Raw genomic sequence first — 18,498 nt, 5'->3', positions numbered from 1 at the left:
TCTTTGAAAAATGTCTGACCCGCAACAATCCGCACAGAATTCTCAAATGCTGCAAGGCGAGCCCAGCCCCGAAGAACTGGAGGCAGCGCAAGCCGCCAACGAAGCCGAGGCGCTCGATGCCCTGGCCGTCGCCCAGGGCGAGCTCGCCGCGCTGCAGACCAAGAATGCCGAGCTTGCCGATCAGTACCTGCGCGCCCAGGCGGACGTGCAGAACGCCCGCCGCCGCGCGGACGAGGAAGTCAGCAAGGCCCGCAAGTTCGCCGTCGAGGCTTTCGCCGAAAGCCTGCTGCCGGTGACCGACAGCCTGGAAGCCGGCCTGGCCGTCAAGGACGCCACGCCCGAGCAGATCCGCGAAGGCGCCGAAGCCACGCTGCGCCAGCTCAAGAGCGCGCTCGAACGCAACAAGGTGATCGAAGTGGCCCCCGCGCCCGGCACGAAGTTCGACCCGCACCAGCACCAGGCCATCTCGATGGTCCCCGCCGACCAGGAACCCAACACCGTGGTCACCGTGCTGCAGAAGGGCTACACCATCAACGACCGCGTGCTGCGCCCGGCGCTGGTCACGGTCAGCGCCCCGAAGTGACCCGCCGTTCGGCGACGCACAAGATTCCCACAGGAAATCCCCGCTTCATGCCTTGAATCGCGACGGGTTATCCACAAGTTCATAACAACATATTTTTCAGGCTTTCAGGAGTAAGAACATGGCAAAGATCATCGGCATCGACCTCGGCACCACCAACTCGTGCGTGTCGATCATGGAAGGCAACACCACGCGTGTGATCGAGAACTCGGAAGGTGCGCGCACCACGCCGTCGATCGTCGCGTACCAGGAAGACGGTGAAGTGCTGGTCGGTGCCTCGGCCAAGCGCCAGGCCGTGACCAACCCCAAGAACACGCTGTACGCGATCAAGCGCCTGATCGGGCGCAAGTTCGAGGAAAAGGAAGTCCAGAAGGACATCGACCTGATGCCCTACACCATCGCCAAGGCCGACAACGGCGACGCATGGGTGGAAGTGCGCGGCAAGAAGATCGCCCCGCAGCAGGTCAGCGCCGACATCCTGCGCAAGATGAAGAAGACCGCCGAAGACTACCTCGGCGAGACCGTCAGCGAAGCCGTGATCACGGTGCCCGCCTACTTCAACGACGCCCAGCGCCAGGCCACCAAGGACGCCGGCCGCATCGCGGGCCTCGACGTCAAGCGCATCATCAACGAGCCCACCGCCGCTGCCCTGGCCTTCGGCCTGGACAAGCAGGACAAGGCCGACCGCAAGATCGCCGTGTACGACCTCGGCGGCGGTACCTTCGACGTGTCGATCATCGAGATCGCGGACGTCGACGGCGAGAAGCAGTTCGAAGTGCTTTCGACCAACGGCGACACCTTCCTGGGCGGCGAAGACTTCGACCAGCGCATCATCGACTACATCATCGGCGAGTTCAAAAAGGAACAGGGCGTCGACCTGAGCAAGGACGTGCTGGCACTGCAGCGCCTGAAGGAAGCCGCTGAAAAGGCCAAGATCGAGCTGTCGAACAGCGCGCAGACCGACATCAACCTGCCGTACATCACGGCCGATGCCTCGGGTCCGAAGCACCTGAACATCAAGCTGACCCGCGCCAAGCTGGAAAGCCTGGTCGACGAGCTGATCGAGCGCACCATCGCTCCCTGCCGCCTGGCCATCAAGGACGCCGGCATCAGCGTGGGCGACATCAACGACGTGATCCTGGTCGGCGGCATGACCCGCATGCCCAAGGTGCAGGAGAAGGTGAAGGCCTTCTTCGGCAAGGAGCCGCGCAAGGACGTGAACCCCGACGAGGCCGTGGCCGTCGGCGCCGCCATCCAGGGCCAGGTGCTCTCGGGCGACCGCAAGGACGTGCTGCTGCTGGACGTGACCCCGCTGTCGCTGGGCATCGAGACCATGGGCGGCGTCATGACCAAGATGATCGCCAAGAACACCACGATCCCGACGAAGTTCGCGCAGACCTTCTCGACCGCCGAGGACAACCAGCCGGCCGTGACCATCAAGGTGTTCCAGGGTGAACGCGACATCGCCGCGGGCAACAAGCTGCTGGGCGAATTCAACCTGGAAGGCATTCCGCCGGCATCGCGCGGCACGCCGCAGATCGAGGTGAGCTTCGACATCGACGCCAACGGCATCCTGCACGTCGGCGCCAAGGACAAGGGCACCGGCAAGGAAAACAAGATCACCATCAAGGCGAGCTCGGGCCTGTCGGAAGACGAGATCCAGAAGATGGTGAAGGATGCCGAGCTGAACGCCGCCGACGACAAGAAGAAGCTCGAGATCGTTCAGGCGCGCAACCAGGGCGAAGCCATGGTGCACAGCGTGAAGAAGTCGCTGGGCGAACACGGCGCCAGCCTCGAAGCCGCCGAGAAGGAAGCGATCGAGACCGCGATCAAGAACCTGGAAGAAGCCCTCAAGGGCGAGGACAAGGCCGCGATCGAGGAAAAGACGAACGCGCTGATGACCGCAAGCCAGAAGCTCGGCGAGAAGATGTATGCCGAATCGCAGGCCGCGGCCGGCGCCTCGGCAGCTTCCGGTGCCGCTGGCGCGGAAGCTGCATCGCACGCCCAGGCCGACGACAACGTGGTCGACGCCGAAGTGAAGGAAGTCAAGAAGGGCTGATCTCCAGCCCGCCGACCAAGGCTGGAACACCTGAAAGGGTGCTCCAGCCTTTCTCGCTTCAAGTCACCCGAGTTCCCGCTGCTTCCCTGATCTCCCGATCGACCTGCCATGGCCACCAAACGCGACTACTACGAAACCCTCGGCGTCCCCAAGAACGCCAGCGAAGAAGAAATCAAGAAGGCTTATCGCAAGCTCGCGATGAAGCACCACCCGGACCGCAATCACGGCGACACCGCGAAGGAGGCCGAGGCCAAGTTCAAGGAGGTCAAGGAAGCCTACGAAATGCTGTCCGACGGCCAGAAGCGCGCGGCCTACGACCAGTACGGCCATGCCGGCGTCGACCCGAACATGCGCGGCCCGGGCGCGGAAGGCTTCGGGGGCTTCGCTGAAGCCTTCGGCGACATCTTCGGCGACGTGTTCGGCGGCGGACGCCGTGGCGGCGGCCGGCAGGTCTTCCGCGGCAGCGACCTGAGCTACGCGATGGAGATCACGCTCGAGGAAGCAGCCGAGGGCAAGACCACCGAGATCCGCATTCCCACCTGGGACGAATGCGAGACCTGCCACGGCTCGGGCGCGAAACCCGGCACCAAGCCCATCACCTGCACCACCTGCCACGGCGCGGGCGCGGTGCAGATGCGCCAGGGCTTCTTCAGCGTGCAGCAGACCTGCCCCACCTGCCACGGCAGCGGCAAGATCATTCCCGAGCCCTGCACCGCGTGCCATGGCCAGGGCAAGATCAAGCGCAACAAGACGCTCGAAGTGAAGATCCGCGCCGGCATCGACGACGGCCAGCGCATGCGCGTGACCGGCAGCGGCGAGCCCGGCGTCAATGGCGGCCCTCCGGGCGACCTGTACATCGAGATCCGCCTGAAGAAGCACGACATCTTCGAGCGCGACGGCGACAACCTGCACTGCGTGGTGCCGGTGAGCGTGACCACGGCCGCGCTCGGCGGCGAGATCAACGTGCCCACACTGAAGGGCGCGGCGGCCATCGACATTCCCGAAGGCACGCAGAGCGGCAAGCAGTTCCGCCTGCGCGGCAAGGGCATCAAGGGCGTGAACTCGAGCTACCCGGGCGACCTGTACTGCCACGTGCGTGTCGAGACGCCGGTGAAGCTCACCGAGTACCAGCGCAAGCTGCTGAAGGACCTCGACGATTCGCTCAAGAAGGGTGGAGAGAAGCACAGCCCCACCGACAAGGGCTGGTTCGACAAGGCGAAGGAATTCTTCAGCTGATCGTCCTGTACACGCCGGGCCTGCCGCTGCGCAGGAAACCGGCGTTGTGCTTCGGGCCGGCTGCCATGGCCGGCCTCGGCACGCTCAAGCCCCGCTGAAAGGCTGGCCCTGTCTACTCAAGGTTGAACAGCGAACCGGGGCCGCTTCGCTGAACACGGGGGCTCGAAAGCAGCCTCCCGCTATCCCCACCTATCCCTGGAGCAGACCGGTCACCTTGAACTGGTGCGCCGGTCGCTGCCCCTCGTCGCACCGAGGCGGTGCATCCGCACCAGGAGGATCAGGCCGACCCTGTCCCGGGCGCGATACCGACACCGACTCACGCGAGTCACCTATCCGAAGGTGGCTCAGGGTTTGCTTTTATATTTTTTGGGTTGAGCAATAAACCGAACGGCAGATCGCGCGTTATTGCAACAGGAACGCCTGTTTTTTGAGCCTCGAAGCTCAATAGGCGATTTTTTCCCGGAGAAAAGGCAAAAACGGACGATGGCCATTCGGCATAGGTGTTTTCACCCGGAGAGAATCAAGAAAGCGAGCCTTTGAATTTACCTGAAATCTGGAAATTTGTTCCTTGCTTTTTGTGGAACTTTACTTGGCGTCGTGGTTCTGAATTAACAAATGATTTGCCGGGTTCAATCTTTGCTTTATGCTGATTGTTAGCAGATTGTTGTAAGGGAGTTTTCCACGGCATGCAGCCATGGGCAGGCACACCTTTAAATGTTGCGCAAGGCCTTTGCTGCACGCCATCGGGCCAAAAGCCCACCGACCTGAAGGAGGCGTGACCATGGATGTGATCAGCAACTTTGCCGCCCGCTACGAGCGCACCCGCGAGGAAGTCATCTCGCTGCAGGATTACCTGGACACCTGCAAGCGTGATCCCATGGCGTACGCCACTGCCTCCGAGCGCATGCTCAAGGCCATCGGCGAGCCCCAGCTGGTCGACACCCGCAACGACCCCCGCCTTTCGCGCATCTTCGCGAACAAGGTCATCAAGATCTATCCGGCATTCAAGGAGTTCTATGGCATGGAAGACGCCATAGAACAAGTGGTGTCCTATTTCCGCCACGCCGCGCAGGGACTGGAAGAAAAGAAGCAAATCCTTTACCTGCTGGGCCCGGTGGGCGGCGGCAAGAGCTCCATCGCGGAGCGCCTGAAGCAGCTCATGGAGCACGTGCCCTTCTATGCCATCCAGGGCTCGCCGGTGAACGAATCGCCGCTGGGCCTCTTCAGCGCGGTCGAGGACGGCGAGATCCTTGAAAAGGAATACGGCATCCCGAGCCGCTACCTGAATCGAATTCTCTCTCCCTGGGCCGTCAAGCGGCTCGAGGAGTACGGCGGCGACATCCGCCAGTTCAAGGTGGTCAAGCGCTTTCCCTCGGTGCTGCGGCAGATCGCGGTCGCCAAGACCGAGCCCGGCGACGAGAACAACCAGGACATCTCCTCGCTGGTCGGCAAGGTCGACATCCGCAAGCTCGAGACCTTCGCCCAGGACGACCCCGACGCCTACTCCTACTCCGGTGGCCTGTGCCTGGCCAACCAGGGCCTGCTGGAGTTCGTGGAAATGTTCAAGGCGCCCATCAAGGTGCTGCACCCGCTGTTGACGGCCACCCAGGAAGGCAACTTCAAGGGTACCGAAGGCTTCGGCGCCATACCCTTCGACGGCATCGTGCTCGCGCACAGCAACGAGAGCGAGTGGAAAGCTTTCCGCAACAACAAGAACAACGAGGCTTTCCTCGACCGGATCTACATCGTCAAGGTGCCCTACTGCCTGCGGGCCTCGGAAGAGATCAAGATCTACGAGAAACTGGTGCGCAACTCCTCGCTCGCCAACGCTCCCTGCGCCCCCGGAACGCTGCGCATGATGGCCCAGCTCTCGGTGCTCACCCGCCTGAAGGAGCCGGAGAACTCCAGCACCTTCAGCAAGATGCAGGTATACGACGGCGAGAACCTCAAGGACACCGACCCCAAGGCCAAGTCGATCCAGGAGTACCGCGACTACGCGGGCGTCGACGAAGGCATGAGCGGCGTCTCCACGCGCTTCGCCTTCAAGATCATCTCCAAGGTCTTCAACTTCGACAGCTCCGAGGTGGCCGCCAACCCGGTGCACCTGATGTACGTGCTCGAGCAGCAGATCGAGCGCGAGCAGTTCCCGCCGGAAGTCGAGCAGAAGTACATCAGCTACATCAAGGAGCTTCTGGCGCCGCGCTATGCGGAGTTCATCGGCAAGGAGATCCAGACCGCCTACCTCGAGAGCTACAGCGAGTACGGCCAGAACATCTTCGACCGCTACGTCACCTACGCCGACTACTGGATCCAGGACCAGGAGTTCCGCGACGTGGACACCGGCGAAGTCTTCGACCGCGCCTCGCTCAACGCCGAACTCGAGAAGATCGAGCGGCCCGCCGGCATCGGCAACCCGAAGGACTTCCGCAACGAGATCGTCAACTTCGTGCTGCGCGCGCGGGCCGGCAACGCAGGGCGCAACCCGGCGTGGACCAGCTACGAGAAGCTGCGCTCGGTGATCGAGAAGAAGATGTTCTCCAACACCGAAGAGCTGCTGCCGGTGATCAGCTTCAACACCAAGAGCAGCGCCGACGAGCAGAAGAAGCACGAGGACTTCGTGACCCGCATGGTCGAGAAGGGCTATACGGCCAAGCAGGTGCGCCTGCTGTGCGAGTGGTATCTGCGGGTGCGTAAGAGCTCATGACATGGCACACCCCCAGGCTTCGCGCACTTCGTGTCGCTTCGCCAACCCCCTTGCAGGGGGCAACGCCAGCGGCCCGGCAAAGCCGGTTCCGCGGCGTTTCACGAAGGGACGCGGCCTGATCCGTCACTAAGGGAGTAGACACATCGTGGCCATCCTGCAGCAGATCATCGACCGCCGCCTGTCGGGCAAGAACAAGTCCATCGGCAACCGCGAGCGCTTCCTCAGGCGCTACAAGGGGCAGATCCAGGAAGCGGTGAGGCGCGCCGTCAGCGGCCGCAACATTCGCGAACTGGAGCAGGGCGAAGATGTGACGCTGCCGCGCCACGACGTGTCGGAGCCCGTGTTCGGCCACGCCCGCGGCGGCGACCGCGAGTACGTCCACCCCGGCAACCAGGAGTACCTGAAGGGCGACCGCATCAAGCGGCCTGAAGGCGGCGGCGGAGGCGGCTCCGGCAGCGGAGAGGCCAGCGACAGCGGCGAAGGCGAGGACGACTTCGTCTTCCGCCTCACGCGCGAGGAGTTCATGCGCGTCTTCTTCGACGACCTCGCGCTGCCCCACCTCATCCGCACGCAGATCGCCGACGTGCCCGAGTGGAAGAGCCACCGCGCAGGCTTCACCAGCGACGGCTCGCCCAACAACCTGCACGTGGTGCGCTCGATGCGCGGCGCCCTCGCCCGCCGCATCGCGCTGGGCGGCGAGCCGCGCAAGGAGCTCAAGCGGCTGGAGGCGCACCTCGAAAGCCTGCGCAAGCATCCGCAGGTCGAGCAGCCCTTCATCCAGAAGGAAATCCGCGAGACGGAAGAGCGCATCGCCGAAGTGCGCCGCACCATGCGGCACGTGCCCTACATCGACCCCATCGACCTGCGCTACCGCAACCGCGTGAAGACACCGGTGCCCAGCGCCAAGGCCGTGATGTTCTGTCTCATGGACGTGTCGGGCTCGATGGACGAGGCGCGCAAGGACATGGCCAAGCGCTTCTTCATGCTGCTGTACATGTTCCTCACGCGGCACTACGAGAAGATCGACCTGGTCTTCCTGCGCCACCACACGCAGGCGCAGGAAGTGAGCGAGGAAGAGTTCTTCCACGCCACCGAGACCGGCGGCACGGTGGTGTCCAGCGCGCTGGTGCTGATGGACGAGATCATTAAGGCGCGCTACCCCAGCGGCGAATGGAACGTGTACGGCGCGCAGGCCAGCGACGGCGACAACTGGCACCAGGACAGCGGCCGCTGCCGCGAGCTGCTGGTCGAGAACATTCTGCCGGTCGTGCGCTACTACGCCTACGTGCAGGTGGCCGAGACCGAGCAGAACCTGTGGCAGGAATACCAGCAGCTCGAAGGCGTGGAGCCCAACTTCGCGATGCGCAAGGTGTCCGACGCTCAAGACATCTACCCGGTCTTCCGCGACCTGTTCAAGAAGGAAGGGGTCACGTCATGAACACCGCCATCACCGCCCCTCCTCCGGCCACCAGCCTGCCCCGGCTGGAGCGCCTGCCCAGCCCTTCCGACTGGACCTTCGAGCTCATCGAGACCTACCACTCGGAAATCGCCAAGACGGCCCGGGGCTACGGCCTGGACGTGTACGCGAACCAGCTCGAAGTCATCACCGCCGAGCAGATGATGGACGCCTACGCCAGCGTGGGCATGCCCATGATCTACCGGCACTGGTCGTACGGAAAGCAGTTCATCTCGACCGAGAAGAACTACAAGCGCGGCCACATGGGGCTGGCCTACGAGATCGTCATCAACTCCGACCCCTGCATCGCCTACCTGATGGAGGAGAACACCATGGCCATGCAGGCCCTGGTGATCGCGCACGCGGCCTACGGCCACAACAGCTTCTTCAAGGGCAATTACCTGTTCCGGATGTGGACCGACGCCTCGTCCATCATCGACTACCTGGTGTACGCGCGGCACTACATCGCCGAGTGCGAGGAGCGCCACGGGCTGGACGCGGTGGAAGAACTGCTCGACTCCTGCCATGCGTTGATGAACTACGGCGTCGACCGCTATCGCCGCCCGCAGAAGCGCTCGCTGGCGCAGGAAGCCGCCCAGCGCGCCGAACGCGAGCGCCACATGCAGCAGCAGGTGAACGACCTCTGGCGCACGCTGCCGCGCAAGAGCGAGCAGGCGGCCGAGGCCGACGCTGCCAAGCGCTTTCCGTTGGAGCCGCAGGAGAACCTGCTCTACTTCATCGAGAAGAACGCCGCGCTGCTGGAGCCGTGGCAGCGCGAGGTGGTGCGCATCGTGCGCAAGATCGCGCAGTACTTCTACCCGCAGCGCCAGACCCAGGTCATGAACGAAGGCTGGGCCACCTTCTGGCACTACACGCTGCTCAACACCATGTACGACCGCGGCCAGCTCGCCGACGGCTTCATGATGGAATGGCTCAGCTCCCACACGGGCGTGATCTTCCAGCCGCCGGTGGGCCACCGCGCCTACAGCGGCATCAATCCGTACGCGCTGGGCTTCGCGATGTACACCGACCTGCGGCGCATCTGCGAGAAGCCCACCGAGGAAGACCGCCGCTGGTTCCCCGACTTCGCGGGCACCGACTGGCTGCGCACGCTCGACTACGCGATGCGCAACTTCAAGGACGAGAGCTTCATCGGCCAGTTCCTGAGTCCGAAGACGATGCGCGACTTCCGCTTCTTCGCGATCCGCGACTTCCAGAGCGAATCGGAACTGGAGGTATCGGCCATCCACGACGACAGCGGCTACCACGCGCTGCGCGAATCGCTTTCACGCCAGTACGACATGGGAAGCCGCGAGCCCGACATCCAGGTGTGGAACGTGGCCATGCGCGGCGACCGCTCGCTGACGCTGCGCCACACGCAGCGCAACAACCTGCCGCTGCACGACACGGCCGAAGAAGTGCTCAAGCACGTCGCCCGGCTCTGGGGCTTCGACGTGCACCTGGAGAGCATCGACAGCCAGGGCCGCATCAGCCGCAGCTGGAAGGCCTCCGCGCCCAAACAACTCTACTGAGCGCGCCGCGGGCTCGGGTCAGGCCGCCAGCGCCGTGATGGCGAGGATGTAGCCCTTCACGCCCAGCCCCACGATGATGCCCTTCGCCGCCGGCGAGATGTACGAGTGGTGGCGGAACTCCTCGCGCGCATGCACGTTCGAGATGTGCAGTTCGATCAGCGGCACGCTCGCGCCCTTGATGGCGTCGTGCAGCGCGATCGAGGTGTGGGTGTAGGCGCCGGGGTTCATCACCACGCCGATCATGTTGCCCGCCGCCACTTCGCGGCCGGCCTCCTGGATCCAGTCGATCAGCACGCCTTCATGGTTCGACTGGCGGCATTCGATCTCGACGCCGAACTTCGCGCCCGTTTCCTTGCACAGGCGCTCGACGTCGGCCAGCGTGTCGCGTCCGTACTGTTCGGGCTCGCGCGTGCCGAGCAGGTTGAGGTTGGGGCCGTTGAGGACGAGGATCTTCTTCATGATGGTTGTCTGGGGGAATCTGGCGAACGGAGGCCGATTATGGTCTCGCGGCCGTCCTGCGCCTGCGCGCGGCGGACGAGCCGACGTAGTAGTTGTACGAGTCGATGTCGACCACGCAGCGCGCCATCAGGTCGACGAAGGAGCGCAGCTTCCGCCCCATGTAGCGCTGCCGCTGGTAGGCGCAGTAGATGCGCCGCGGCTCCGGCTGCCACTGCGGCAGCACCGGCACCAGCACGCCCTGCTCCAGTTCGGGCCGCACGAAGAAGGCGGGCAACAGCGCGATGCCCAGGCCGTCGATGCAGAAGGTCTTCATCACCCAGTGGTCGTTGGTCTCGAAGGCCGGCTCGGGGCCGAACGCGAAGCTGGCCGCGCCCGACACCAGCAGCACCTGCGAGCGCTCCGAAGGCTCCTTCATCACGATGGACTGGTGCGCCACCAGCTCATCGGGTGACGAGGGCACCCCGTGCCGCGCCAGGTACTGCGGGCTCGCATACAGCCCGTAGCTCAGCCGCCCCAGCAGGCGAGCCACGAGGTTCGGCGCCTCGGGCGGCTCGGAGCACACGTAGCAGTCGACGTCGCCGATCCGAGGCGCATGGAAGCCGCTGGCCACGTCGAGCTGGCAGCACACGTGCGGATGCTCCTCGAGGAACAGCTTGACCACATGGCAGACGAAGGAGGTGCTGAACTGCGTGTCCGACAGCAGCGAGAGGCTGCCCGACACGCCCGTCGTCAGCGCGTGGACCTCGGTGCTGGCCTCTTCGAGTCGGCCCTTCACCTCGTCGAGCAGCCCTTCGCCGCGCACAAGAAACGCGCGGCCGGCCTCGGTGAGCGAGATGCGGCGCGGGCTGCGCAGCAGCAGTTGCGCGCCAAGCAGTTCCTCCAGCCGCGTGAGCTGCCGGCTCAGGGTGGCCTTGGAAACGCCGGAGAGGCTTTCGGCCTTGGTGAGGCTGCCGCTGTGGGCAATCAGCACGAAAGCCTCGACCAGGGCGAGATCGATGCGGCTCATGCGGCCCAGCGTTGCAGGAATGAAAAGCAGCGTCTCTTCATGTGACTTTCATCGGTGCGGCGGAAACGGTACGGTATCACCGGCGAACAGTTCGCTTCCCACGATCCCTCCATGAACACTCCACAACACACGGCCGCGTGGCACCCCGTGGCACGCTCGGCCGACCTGCGCCCGGGCGCCAACATCGTCGCCGGCTTCGCCGAAGGCCAGGAATTTGCGCTCTGGCGCGCCGCCGACGGCACCGCCCAAGCCTGGGAAAACCGCTGCCCGCACCGCAGCGTGCGCTTCACGCTCGGGCAGGTCATCGACAACCGCCTGGCCTGCGCCTACCACGGCTGGCAGTACGAGGCCGGCAGCGGGCAGTGCACCAGCATTCCGGCGCACCCGGCCATGCAGGCGCCGCGCAACGTCTGCGCGAAGACCTTCGGCACGGCGGAGGCGGCCGGGATGCTGTGGGTGAATCTTTCGCCCGAGGCTGCGCCGGTTCCAGACGAACTGCGCGATGCCGTTCCCACCGGCTGGCACTTCTGCCGCACGCTGACGGTTCGCGCGCCCGCCCAGGCCGCTCGTGAAGCGCTGGAGAGCCACGGCATGGCCAGGGTTTCCTGCTCCTGGCGGGGCCGGCTCGGCGGCACGGAAACCGTCGCCCTCGTCCTCGACGCCCAGCCCCGGCTCGCCTTCATCCACCTGTGGACGGAAGCAGCCTCCGGTTCGGCCGCCATGAAAGCCTTGCACGCAGCTGCCCGCCAGCTGCGCACCGAAATCGAAGCCCTGCCCCAGGGTTGAAAGAAGAGAAACCCATGCCCTTCGTCACCGACGATCCCAACATGCTCGACGACTGGCTGGTCGTCGGCCCCGCGCCGGCGCCAACGGCCTCGCGCGAAACCCGGCTGCTCGGCGAAACCGTGCGGCTGTCGACCGATGCCGACGGCGCTCCCCGCTGCAGCCTCGGCGACACCCCGCTCGCCGTGCAATCCAGCTACGGCTATCTCTGGGTCTGCCCGAGCGGCCGCCCCGCCCGCCCGCTGTTCGACTTTCCCGAATACGGCGAACCCGGCCGCCGCCGCGTGGACTGCGGCGGCATCGGCGTCGCGGTGTCGGGCCTGCGGGTGATCGAGAACTTTCTCGACATGGCGCATTTTCCCTTCGTGCATGCCGACTACCTTGGCAAAGTGCCGCACACCGAGGTCGCACAGTACCAGGTGCAGGTGGAGCCCGCCACCGGCGAGATCTGGGCCACCGACTGCCGCTTCTGGCAGCCGCGCGCCTCCGCCGCGCACGACGCCTCGGGCAGCGAGGTGCTCTACAAGTACCGCGTGATGCAGCCCTTCTCGGCCATGCTCTACAAGAGCAGCTTCCGCGCGGGCGAGCTCGATGCGATCGGCATCTTCCTGCAGCCGGTCGACGAGGAACACGTGATCGCCCACACCCTGCTGGCCTGCTACGACGACCGCTCCACCGATGCCGAGCTCATCGCCTTCCAGCACACCATCTTCGGGCAGGACAAGCCCATCCTGGAGAACCACGCCTTCAAGCGCATGCCGCTCGAAGGCCGCGCCGAGACGCCCACGCGCGGCGATACCTCCTCCGTCACCTACCGGCGATGGCTGCGCGAGCGCGGCATGCGCTTCGGCGTGAGGGCTGCGGCATGACGACGGCGACGCTGAAGCTCTACGACTACCCGCTCTCGGGCAACTGCTTCAAGGTGAGGCAGATGCTGGCCTGGCTGGGCGTGGCGTACCAGGCGGTGCCGGTCGATTTCTTTCCCGGCCGCGAGCACAGGTCGGCCGCGTTCCTCGCCAACGTCAATCCGCTGGGCCAGCTGCCGGTGATCGACGACGACGGCTTCGTGCTGCGCGACGCGCAGGCCATCCTGGTCTACCTCGCGAGCCGCCACGACCCGCAGGGCCGCTGGTATCCCGCCGACGCCAGGCTGCGCGGCGAAGTCGCCCAGTGGCTCGCCACCGCCGACGAGATCACCCGAACCGCCTCGGCCGCGCGGCTGCACGACGCGCTGGGCTATCACCACCTCGACATCGATGCCTGCCGCGCGGGCGCGCGCGCCGTGTTCCGCGTGCTCGACGACCACCTCGCCGAACGTGCCACCGAAGGCCTGCGCTGGCTCGCGTCGGCGCCGGAGGCCACGATTGCCGACCTCGCCTGCTTTCCCTATGTGGCGCTCGCGGGCGAAGGCGGCATCTCGCTCGACGAATTTCCCGCGCTGCGAAACTGGGTCTGGGATTTCCGCCACCTGCCGGGGTTCATCGGCATGTCGGGTATCTTCCCTGCTGGCCCTGCCTGAGAATCCTCTCCCATCCCCCGCTTCCGAGATCGAACATCATGAAGACCAAAGCCGCCGTCGCCTGGAAATCAGGCGCCCCGCTCACCATCGAAACCGTGGACCTCGAAGGCCCGAAGTTTGGCGAAGTGCTCGTCGAGATCAAGGCCACCGGCATCTGCCACACCGACTACTACACCCTCTCGGGCGCCGACCCCGAAGGCATCTTTCCCGCCATCCTGGGCCATGAGGGCGCGGGCATCGTGGTGGACGTCGGCCCCGGCGTCACCACGCTGAAGAAGGGCGACCACGTCATTCCGCTGTACACGCCCGAGTGCCGCCAGTGCAAGTTCTGCCTGAGCCGCAAGACCAACCTGTGCCAGCTCATCCGCGGCACGCAGGGCAAGGGCCTGATGCCCGACGGCACCAGCCGCTTCAGCCTCGACGGCAAGCCCATCGCCCACTACATGGGTACCAGCACCTTCAGCAACTACACGGTCGCGCCCGAGATCTCGCTGGCCAAGATCCGCGAGGACGCACCGTTCGACAAGGTCTGCTACATCGGCTGCGGCGTGACCACCGGCATCGGCGCGGTGATCTTCACCGCCAAGGTGGAAGCCGGCGCCAACGTGGTGGTGTTCGGCCTCGGCGGCATTGGCCTGAACGTGATCCAGGGCGCGAAGATGGTGGGCGCCGACAAGATCATCGGCATCGACCTGAACCCCGAGCGCGAGGCCATGGCCCGCAAGTTCGGCATGACGCACTTCATCAACCCCAAGGACACGGAGAACGTGGTCGATGCCATCGTGCAGCTCACCGACGGCGGCGCCGACTACAGCTTCGAGTGCATCGGCAACACCAAGGTGATGCGCCAGGCGCTGGAGTGCACGCACAAGGGCTGGGGCCGCAGCATCATCATCGGCGTGGCCGAGGCCGGTGCCGAGATCAGCACCCGCCCGTTCCAGCTGGTCACCGGCCGCAAGTGGGAAGGCTCGGCCTTCGGCGGCGCGCGCGGGCGCACCGACGTGCCGAAGATCGTCGACTGGTACATGGAAGGCAAGATCGACATCGACAGCCTGATCACGCACACGATGCCGCTGGAGAAGATCAACGACGGCTTCGACCTGATGAAGCGCGGCGAATCCATCCGCGGCGTGGTCATCTACTAACCCCCAGGCTACGCGCACTTCGTGTCGCTGCGCCACCCCCCTGCAAGGGGGCAACACCTGCGGCCCGGCCAAGCCGGTTCCGCGGTGTTCCTGGAACAGGCATCAGTTCACTACTCGAAGGTGGTCTCTTGATGGAAAGAATGGAACCCCTGCGCAGGATCGAGGCGGGCGTCCTCGAAGTCGCCTACTACGAAGCCGGCCCCGCCGACGGCCCGCCGGTGCTGCTGATGCACGGCTTTCCGTACGACATCCACACGTATGCCGAAGTCGCGCCCATGCTGGCCGACGCCGGCTGCCGCGTGATCGTGCCGTACCTGCGCGGCTACGGCGCCACGCGCTTTCTGAGCGAGGCCACGCCGCGCTCGGGCGAGCAGGCCGCGCTGGGCGCCGACCTGCTCGCTCTGCTCGACGCGCTGGAGATCGAGCGCGCCGTGCTGGCCGGCTACGACTGGGGCGGCCGCGCGGCCTGCGTGGTCGCGGCGCTGTGGCCCGAGCGCTGCGCGGGGCTGGTGTCCCTCAACAGCTACAACATCCAGAACATCGCCAAGGCGATGGAACCCGACACGCCCGACAACGAGCACAGCCTCTGGTACCAGTACTACTTCCACAGCGAACGCGGGCGCGCCGGTCTCCAGAAAGACCGCAAGGCGCTCACGAAGCTGCTGTGGAAGCTGTGGTCGCCCACCTGGAAGTTCGACGACGCCACCTTCGAGCGCAGTGCCGCCGCCTTCGACCATCCCGACTTCGTGGACGTGGTGATCCAGTCGTACCGCCACCGCTTCGGCCTGGTGCCGGGTGACCCGGCTTACGCCGACATCGAGCGCCGCCTCGCGGCCCAGCCGACGATCACCGTGCCCGCCATCACCTTCGACGGCATCGACGACGGCGTGCGCCCGCCGGCCGATGCCTCCGCCCACGCCAACCGCTTCGGCGGCCCGCGCTCGCACCGGCTGGTGGCCGGGGCCGGCCACAACCTGCCGCAGGAAGCGCCATGCACCTTCGCCGACGCCGTGCTCGAGCTCGTGCCGGCACTGCGCAGCAACGACAAGAACCCCCAATGACCGACAACACCCCCAAGCTGCTTTCCGAGCACCGCGCCTTCGGCGGCCTGCAGCGCTTCGTCGAGCACCATTCGCTCGAGATCGGCCTGCCGATGCGCTTCTCGGTCTACCTGCCGCCGCAGGCCGCGCACGAGCGCGTGCCCGCCCTGCTCTACCTCGCGGGCCTGACCTGCAACGAGGAGACCTTCGCCATCAAGGCCGGCGCGCAGCGCATGGCCGCCAGCCTGGGCATCGCGCTGATCGCGCCCGACACCAGTCCGCGCGGCCCGGTGGTGGAAGGCATTCCCGGCGCCAGGGACAACTGGGACTTCGGCATCGGCGCCGGCTTCTATCTCGACGCGCTGGCCGAGCCCTGGGCCACGCACTGGCGCATGGAAAGCTGGATCGTGCAGGAGCTGCTGCCCCTGGTGGCCAGGCACTTCCCGATCGACGGCGAGCGCATCGGCATCTTCGGCCACTCGATGGGCGGGCATGGCGCGCTCACGCTGGCGCTTCGGCATCCGGGGCGCTTCAGGTCGCTGTCGGCCTTCGCGCCGATCTGCGCGCCCACGCAGTGCCCATGGGGCGAGAAGGCCTTCGCGGGCTACCTGGGCGAGCCTGGCGCCGACCGCGCGCAATGGCTGGCGCACGATGCCAGCGCGCTCATGAAGTCGCAGGTCACGGCGCCGTATCCGCAGGGCATCCTCATCGACCAGGGCCTGGACGACAAATTCCTGGCCGAGCAGCTGCATCCCGAGGCCTTCGAGGCCGCCTGCTTCGCCGCCGGCCAGCCGCTCACGCTGCGCCGCCACGCGGGCTACGACCACGGCTACTACTTCATCCAGAGCTTCATGGCGGACCACATCGCGCACCACGCGCAGACCTTGCGGGCCTCCAGCTAGAGCACGGCCCATCGACCGCGGCGGCCCCGCGCCGTATCATGAAACGCATCATGTCCGCCGCCCAAACTCCGGTCTTCCACCTGCGGTCGCGCGAAGGCGGCGCCGAGGAGAACATGGTGCTGGCGGGCATCTGGCGGCGCGCCTGGATTTCCGCCAACCGCGACGTGCCGCACATCGAGCCCATCGCCCACTGGCTGCATCGCGTGCATACCGAGTTCGGCCCGCCCGCCGACGTGGTGCTGGCCGAGCGCGAAGGCCAGGTGCTGGCCTTCATGGTGCTGCTCGTGAGGCGCGAGTACGTGGCCCAGCTCTTCGTCGAGCCTCATCTGCGCAACCAGGGCCTGGGCAAGGCGCTGCTCGACGAGGCCTGCGTGCGCATTCCCAACGGCTGGCGGCTGCACGTGGCGGCCGGCAACACCTCGGCGCAGCGCTTCTACGAACGCTACGGGCTGGAGCGTGGCGCGGCCGACCGCCACCCCACGAGCGGCCGCGAGCGCATCGCCTACCATTGGTCGCCCTCGCGCCCGCCGTGGCGCATCGCCTGAGCGGCCGATTTCCTTCCTTCTTCGCTTCCCCATGCGCATCGACCACATCGCACTCTGGACCACCGATCTCGAACGCTGCAAGCGCTTCTACGTCGACTACTTCGGCGCCACCGCGGGCGCGGGCTACGTCAACCCGGCCAAGGGCTTCGCCTCCTGCTTCCTGAGCCTGGGCGACGGCGCGCGCATCGAGGCCATGACCACCAGCACGCTCTCGCCCCTGCCGGCCGAAGCCGGCGCCCAGCGCATGGGCTGGACGCACCTCGCGATCAGCGTGGGCTCCGACGCCGCCGTGGACGAACTCACGCAACGCCTGAAGGCCGACGGATATCCGCTGCTCGACGGCCCGCGCCGCACCGGCGACGGCTACTACGAGAGCGTGGTGCTCGACCCGGACGGCAACCGCATCGAGATCACCGCATGAGTGCCGCGCCGGGCCGCCCCAGGCAAGCTCGCGCCGCAGTGCGAAGCACGAAGGCACGCCGATGAGCGAGTTCGTCCAAAGCCTGCACGAGATCTTCGAGCGCCTGGGCCGCATCGAAACCAGGCGCATGTTCGGCGGCCATGGCGTCTGGCACGAGGGCCGGATGATCGCGCTGGTCGCCAACGAAACGCTCTACCTGAAGTCCGACGCCGAGAGCGCCCCGCACTTCGACAGGCTGAACCTGCAGCCCTTCACCTACATGCGCCAGGGCAAGGCGATGCCGATGTCGTACCGGCTCGCCCCGGCGGACCTCTTCGAGGACCGCGAGGAGGCTGCCCGCTGGGGCCGGCTCGCCTACGAGGCGGCACTGCGCTCGGGCCAGCCGCCGAAGCCGAAGAAACCGAAAAAAGCGCCAGCTGCAAAGAAGGCGGCGGCCAAGAAAGCACCCGTGAAGAAGAAAAAGACCACGACGAAAGCAGCCGCCCGGTGAACGAGCGCCGCAACAACCCCGCGCTCCCGCCCCTGCCCGAGCGCGAACAGATCGCGCTGCTCGACCCCTTCGAAACCCTGACCGCCGCGAACGTCGTGGTCGTCTCCACGCTGCAGGAGGCCGAGCGCGCCGCCGCCACGCTGCTGGCGGCCGGCATCGCGGGCTTCGACACCGAATCGAAGCCCACCTTCGCAAAGAACGAAGTGTCGGGCGGCCCGCACGTGGTGCAGTTCGCCACGCGCGATGCGGCCTGGCTGTTCCAGCTGCACCGCACCGAGTGCAATCCGGTGGTGGCCGCGCTGATCGCCTCGACCGAGCTGCGCAAGGTCGGCTTCGGCCTGTCGGGCGACCTGACGCTGATCCGCAACCGGCTGAACATCGAGCCGAAGGCCGTGTTCGACATCGACGACGAGTTCCGCCGGCGCGGCTACCGCAGGTCGGTGGGCGTGAAGGCGGCGGTGGCGCTGGTGTTCGGCCGCCGCTTCGTCAAGTCGCGCAAGGCGACCACCTCGAACTGGGCCAACCGGCAGCTCACCGAGGCGCAGATCCGCTACGCCGCGAACGACGCCTGGGCGTCGATCCGCGTGTACGACGCGCTCTTCGGCGGCGGCTGAAGAGCCC

At 66.1% G+C, this 18,498-nt stretch carries 18 protein-coding genes; 16 read left to right on the top strand and 2 right to left on the bottom strand.

Going from position 1 to position 18,498, the window contains the following annotated elements; translation table 11 throughout:
- The first annotated feature begins 10 nt into the window (after positions 1-10).
- From grpE to EJP67_RS27275, 6 genes are all read left to right on the top strand, one after another.
- Positions 11-583: a nucleotide exchange factor GrpE gene (grpE, locus tag EJP67_RS27300; protein WP_126024876.1), complete on the top strand. Its 573-nt coding sequence runs from the start codon at positions 11-13 to the stop codon at positions 581-583.
- A 118-nt stretch (positions 584-701) separates the two neighbouring features.
- Positions 702-2,639 (top strand): molecular chaperone DnaK, encoded by a 1,938-nt coding sequence (dnaK, locus tag EJP67_RS27295; protein ID WP_126024875.1) that lies wholly within the window; start codon positions 702-704, stop codon positions 2,637-2,639.
- A gap of 108 nt (positions 2,640-2,747) precedes the next feature.
- Positions 2,748-3,875, top strand: coding sequence for a molecular chaperone DnaJ (dnaJ, locus tag EJP67_RS27290; RefSeq protein WP_126024874.1), 1,128 nt, complete (start codon positions 2,748-2,750; stop codon positions 3,873-3,875).
- A gap of 781 nt (positions 3,876-4,656) precedes the next feature.
- Positions 4,657-6,579: a PrkA family serine protein kinase gene (locus EJP67_RS27285; RefSeq protein ID WP_126024873.1), complete on the top strand. Its 1,923-nt coding sequence runs from the start codon at positions 4,657-4,659 to the stop codon at positions 6,577-6,579.
- Positions 6,580-6,724: 145 nt separating this feature from the next.
- Positions 6,725-8,017, top strand: a complete 1,293-nt coding sequence (locus tag EJP67_RS27280; RefSeq protein WP_126024872.1) for a YeaH/YhbH family protein — start codon at positions 6,725-6,727, stop codon at positions 8,015-8,017.
- Positions 8,014-9,567, top strand: coding sequence for a SpoVR family protein (locus EJP67_RS27275; protein WP_126024871.1), 1,554 nt, complete (start codon positions 8,014-8,016; stop codon positions 9,565-9,567). Before EJP67_RS27280 ends, EJP67_RS27275 begins: the two co-directional genes overlap by 4 nt.
- A gap of 18 nt (positions 9,568-9,585) precedes the next feature.
- Here the strand turns inward: EJP67_RS27275 and aroQ are convergent, their stop codons facing one another.
- Together aroQ and EJP67_RS27265 are read right to left on the bottom strand one after the other, a co-directional pair.
- The gene (gene aroQ, locus EJP67_RS27270) at positions 9,586-10,026 is read right to left on the bottom strand and encodes a type II 3-dehydroquinate dehydratase (protein WP_126024870.1); all 441 of its coding nucleotides are present in this window, start codon (positions 10,024-10,026) and stop codon (positions 9,586-9,588) included.
- 37 nt (positions 10,027-10,063) lie between these two features.
- Positions 10,064-11,032 (bottom strand): LysR family transcriptional regulator, encoded by a 969-nt coding sequence (locus EJP67_RS27265; RefSeq protein WP_126024869.1) that lies wholly within the window; start codon positions 11,030-11,032, stop codon positions 10,064-10,066.
- A gap of 111 nt (positions 11,033-11,143) precedes the next feature.
- Here EJP67_RS27265 and EJP67_RS27260 point away from each other — a divergent pair, with 111 nt between their 5' ends.
- From EJP67_RS27260 to EJP67_RS27210, 10 genes are all read left to right on the top strand, one after another.
- Complete coding sequence (locus EJP67_RS27260; RefSeq protein WP_126024868.1) at positions 11,144-11,818, top strand: Rieske (2Fe-2S) protein; 675 nt, start codon at positions 11,144-11,146, stop codon at positions 11,816-11,818.
- A 14-nt stretch (positions 11,819-11,832) separates the two neighbouring features.
- Complete coding sequence (locus EJP67_RS27255; protein ID WP_126024867.1) at positions 11,833-12,684, top strand: aromatic ring-hydroxylating oxygenase subunit alpha; 852 nt, start codon at positions 11,833-11,835, stop codon at positions 12,682-12,684.
- The gene (locus tag EJP67_RS27250; RefSeq protein ID WP_126024866.1) at positions 12,681-13,334 is read left to right on the top strand and encodes a glutathione S-transferase family protein; all 654 of its coding nucleotides are present in this window, start codon (positions 12,681-12,683) and stop codon (positions 13,332-13,334) included. Before EJP67_RS27255 ends, EJP67_RS27250 begins: the two co-directional genes overlap by 4 nt.
- Positions 13,335-13,372: 38 nt before the next feature.
- A complete protein-coding gene (locus EJP67_RS27245) occupies positions 13,373-14,479 on the top strand; it encodes an S-(hydroxymethyl)glutathione dehydrogenase/class III alcohol dehydrogenase (protein ID WP_126024865.1) in 1,107 nt (368 codons plus the stop codon).
- Positions 14,480-14,610: 131 nt separating this feature from the next.
- Positions 14,611-15,540, top strand: a complete 930-nt coding sequence (locus EJP67_RS27235) for an alpha/beta fold hydrolase (RefSeq protein WP_126024864.1) — start codon at positions 14,611-14,613, stop codon at positions 15,538-15,540.
- The gene (gene fghA / locus EJP67_RS27230; RefSeq protein ID WP_126024863.1) at positions 15,537-16,421 is read left to right on the top strand and encodes an S-formylglutathione hydrolase; all 885 of its coding nucleotides are present in this window, start codon (positions 15,537-15,539) and stop codon (positions 16,419-16,421) included. Before EJP67_RS27235 ends, fghA begins: the two co-directional genes overlap by 4 nt.
- Before the next feature lie 50 nt (positions 16,422-16,471).
- The gene (locus tag EJP67_RS27225; RefSeq protein WP_240650801.1) at positions 16,472-16,966 is read left to right on the top strand and encodes a GNAT family N-acetyltransferase; all 495 of its coding nucleotides are present in this window, start codon (positions 16,472-16,474) and stop codon (positions 16,964-16,966) included.
- Between the two features lie 31 nt (positions 16,967-16,997).
- Positions 16,998-17,387 carry a VOC family protein gene (locus EJP67_RS27220; RefSeq protein ID WP_126024861.1) on the top strand — a complete coding sequence of 130 codons (390 nt, stop codon included), beginning with the start codon at positions 16,998-17,000 and terminating at the stop codon, positions 17,385-17,387.
- Positions 17,388-17,448: 61 nt separating this feature from the next.
- Positions 17,449-17,877, top strand: a complete 429-nt coding sequence (locus EJP67_RS27215; protein WP_126024860.1) for a TfoX/Sxy family protein — start codon at positions 17,449-17,451, stop codon at positions 17,875-17,877.
- A complete protein-coding gene (locus tag EJP67_RS27210; protein ID WP_126024859.1) occupies positions 17,874-18,491 on the top strand; it encodes a 3'-5' exonuclease in 618 nt (205 codons plus the stop codon). The genes EJP67_RS27215 and EJP67_RS27210 overlap by 4 nt, the downstream gene beginning before the upstream one ends.
- Positions 18,492-18,498: the final 7 nt, after the last annotated feature.

The sequence above is a fragment of the Variovorax guangxiensis genome (assembly GCF_003952165.1).
Lineage (GTDB): Bacteria > Pseudomonadota > Gammaproteobacteria > Burkholderiales > Burkholderiaceae_C > Variovorax > Variovorax guangxiensis.
Note: the sequence above shows the minus strand (reverse complement) of the source record. Positions and strands in the feature narration are given on the sequence as shown.

Coding starts and splice junctions, on each gene's coding strand:
- grpE (WP_126024876.1), top strand. CDS start 11: ATGTCTGACCCGCAACAATCCGCACAGAATTCTCAAATGCTGCAAGGC.
- dnaK (WP_126024875.1), top strand. CDS start 702: ATGGCAAAGATCATCGGCATCGACCTCGGCACCACCAACTCGTGCGTG.
- dnaJ (WP_126024874.1), top strand. CDS start 2,748: ATGGCCACCAAACGCGACTACTACGAAACCCTCGGCGTCCCCAAGAAC.
- EJP67_RS27285 (WP_126024873.1), top strand. CDS start 4,657: ATGGATGTGATCAGCAACTTTGCCGCCCGCTACGAGCGCACCCGCGAG.
- EJP67_RS27275 (WP_126024871.1), top strand. CDS start 8,014: ATGAACACCGCCATCACCGCCCCTCCTCCGGCCACCAGCCTGCCCCGG.
- aroQ (WP_126024870.1), bottom strand. CDS start 10,026: ATGAAGAAGATCCTCGTCCTCAACGGCCCCAACCTCAACCTGCTCGGC.
- EJP67_RS27265 (WP_126024869.1), bottom strand. CDS start 11,032: ATGAGCCGCATCGATCTCGCCCTGGTCGAGGCTTTCGTGCTGATTGCC.
- EJP67_RS27260 (WP_126024868.1), top strand. CDS start 11,144: ATGAACACTCCACAACACACGGCCGCGTGGCACCCCGTGGCACGCTCG.
- EJP67_RS27255 (WP_126024867.1), top strand. CDS start 11,833: ATGCCCTTCGTCACCGACGATCCCAACATGCTCGACGACTGGCTGGTC.
- EJP67_RS27250 (WP_126024866.1), top strand. CDS start 12,681: ATGACGACGGCGACGCTGAAGCTCTACGACTACCCGCTCTCGGGCAAC.
- EJP67_RS27245 (WP_126024865.1), top strand. CDS start 13,373: ATGAAGACCAAAGCCGCCGTCGCCTGGAAATCAGGCGCCCCGCTCACC.
- EJP67_RS27235 (WP_126024864.1), top strand. CDS start 14,611: ATGGAAAGAATGGAACCCCTGCGCAGGATCGAGGCGGGCGTCCTCGAA.
- fghA (WP_126024863.1), top strand. CDS start 15,537: ATGACCGACAACACCCCCAAGCTGCTTTCCGAGCACCGCGCCTTCGGC.
- EJP67_RS27225 (WP_240650801.1), top strand. CDS start 16,472: ATGTCCGCCGCCCAAACTCCGGTCTTCCACCTGCGGTCGCGCGAAGGC.
- EJP67_RS27220 (WP_126024861.1), top strand. CDS start 16,998: ATGCGCATCGACCACATCGCACTCTGGACCACCGATCTCGAACGCTGC.
- EJP67_RS27215 (WP_126024860.1), top strand. CDS start 17,449: ATGAGCGAGTTCGTCCAAAGCCTGCACGAGATCTTCGAGCGCCTGGGC.